Raw genomic sequence first — 611 nt, 5'->3', positions numbered from 1 at the left:
ATATTACTATTATATAATGATTTTTTATTTTAGTTTAGTATTAACATAATCGGCTTTTTCCTCATACCATTGATTAATAGCTGTCATAAATCCGTCATAGTTCCAAGCCAAGTTTTCTGCTGGTGAGAAATTTCCTGAAGACCAGGCGCTCCAAATGTCCTTACTAGACAAGCGTGTGTGATTAATGGTGATCGAAGCTTCTGCTGCACGAATGAAGGTTGTTTTTTCTAGTGCAGTTGACCATTTGATAGGAACATAGCTAGTAACTAGACCTTCGTCTGTTGTTTCTTTTCGAATGGCATTGATACGGTCTAAGATAGCCTGTTTATATGGCGTTAAGAAAGTCCCTTCAATCCCAACTAGAGTAGTACCAGAAGAAGTACTAGTGACCTAAGAGTTTAAGATATTGTAGGATTGACCATTGATTGCTTGAGTGGAAACCAGCCTATCATTAGCAGCTACTGATTGTGATGTAACAATTCCTACCCCAAGAAGTGATAGAGCTGAAATCGTTGCAAGTGTGAACTTTTTAGCTTTGGTGTCCATTTCGTGTCCCCTTATTTTTTATTATATAGTTATTTAGTTTTAAAAAAGCGTTCCAAACATTCAAA

General features: G+C 36.5%; 1 protein-coding gene. It reads right to left on the bottom strand.

The features are described from left to right. Positions 1 to 390 precede the first annotated feature (390 nt). Positions 391 to 546: a hypothetical protein gene (locus tag HT719_RS11270; protein ID WP_172929248.1), complete on the bottom strand. Its 156-nt coding sequence runs from the start codon at positions 544 to 546 to the stop codon at positions 391 to 393. Positions 547 to 611 lie beyond the last annotated feature (65 nt).

It is taken from the genome of Streptococcus sp. k-378, assembly GCF_013277505.1.
GTDB lineage: Bacteria > Bacillota > Bacilli > Lactobacillales > Streptococcaceae > Streptococcus > Streptococcus pseudopneumoniae.
This window is presented reverse-complemented; position numbering and strand designations above follow the sequence as displayed.

Excerpts from the sequence above, each read along its gene's own strand:
- HT719_RS11270 (WP_172929248.1), bottom strand. The coding sequence starts at position 546 with ATGGACACCAAAGCTAAAAAGTTCACACTTGCAACGATTTCAGCTCTA.